At 61.2% G+C, this 1206-nt stretch carries 2 protein-coding genes and 1 other annotated feature; both genes read right to left on the bottom strand.

Annotated elements, in window-relative coordinates; all coding sequences use genetic code 11:
• Positions 1-851, bottom strand: an 851-nt coding sequence (locus tag ABD154_RS17920; RefSeq protein ID WP_344251853.1) for an IS3 family transposase, incomplete at its 3' end; no start/stop codon positions are given.
• Positions 813-941, bottom strand: a sequence feature (AL1L pseudoknot). It overlaps the preceding gene by 39 nt.
• Positions 902-1206: transposase (locus ABD154_RS17915; RefSeq protein WP_344251852.1), on the bottom strand; the 305-nt coding region annotated here is incomplete at its 5' end. It overlaps the preceding feature by 40 nt.

The following is a 1206-nucleotide window of genomic DNA, read 5'->3' as shown; positions in this document are numbered from 1 at the left end:
GCCGCGGACTGGTTGACCCATTCAGAATGGACCTCGATCGGCGGACGGTACCCGACCGCTGAATGCAACCGCTCCTGGTTGTACCAGGCCACCCACGCAGACGTCTCCGCGAGCACCTCGATCAATCCTGACCACACCCGTCTGTCGATCAGCTCAGCCTTGTACACCGAGTTCAGAGCCTCAGCCATCGCATTGTCATACGAATCTCCGCGCGATCCCACCGACGCGACAAGCTCGGATTCCGCGAGAGCCTCGCCATAGCGAATCGACCGAAATTGAACCCCACGGTCGCTGTGGTGGACCAGCCCCGACACATCTTCACCAGCCCGGAATTTCGCCGCTAGCGCCATCGTCAAAGCGTCCCTGGCCAGCGACTCCCGCAGATGGTTCGTCACCTGCCAGCCCACGATCTCCCTGGTGAACACATCAAGGATGAACATCGCGTACACCCACCCAGCCTGCGTCGGCACGTACGTGATATCGGCGACCCACAGACAGTTCGGACCAGCAGCCGTGAACTCACGGTCGACGAGATCGTCCGGGCAGTCCTCAGCCCTGGCTGAAGCCGTTTTCGGACGCTTCCGTCTCCGCCGGATCCCGTCGATGCCCAACTGGGCCATCAACCGCTCCACCGTGCACCGGGCCACCGGCCCGAACTGGTCGGCGTAGCCGCGGTTGATCGCCTTCCACATCTTCCGTACTCCGTAGCAGGAATAGTTCGCCTCATAGACATCCTGGATCACCACCATCAGAGCCTGGTCCCGTCGGGCCCTGGCTGATGGTTGACGTTTCTTGTACGCGTAATACGAGCTCACAGCAATCCGTGCAGCAGTCCCGGACAAGGCGCGCACGATTGGCTCGACTCCGAACTCGTGTTTGTTCTCGTCGATAAAACCGACGACTACTTCGATGGGCGGTCGAGCTCCGCCGCGAAGAAAGCCGACGCCCTCTTCAGGATCTCGTTGGCTCGTTTCGCCTCAGCCAGCTCTGCCCGTAGCCGGCGGTTCTCCGCTTCCAGGTCGACTGACTCAGTCGGTGTGGCTTTACCGGAGTCCTTGTGCTTGCGTACCCAAACTCGCAGGGTCTCTTTGCTCAGGCCGAGTTCCTTCGCGACGCGGGTGATGGCTCCGTTCGCAGTGTCCGGATCGGCTTGGGCATGGATGACGAGCTCGACAGCACGAGCCTTGAGTTCGTCGGTGTATTTCA

It is taken from the genome of Brevibacterium sanguinis (genome assembly GCF_039528855.1).
Taxonomy (GTDB): domain Bacteria; phylum Actinomycetota; class Actinomycetes; order Actinomycetales; family Brevibacteriaceae; genus Brevibacterium; species Brevibacterium sanguinis.
The sequence above is the reverse complement of the archived record's forward strand: the minus strand, read 5'-3'. Positions and strand labels throughout refer to the sequence as shown.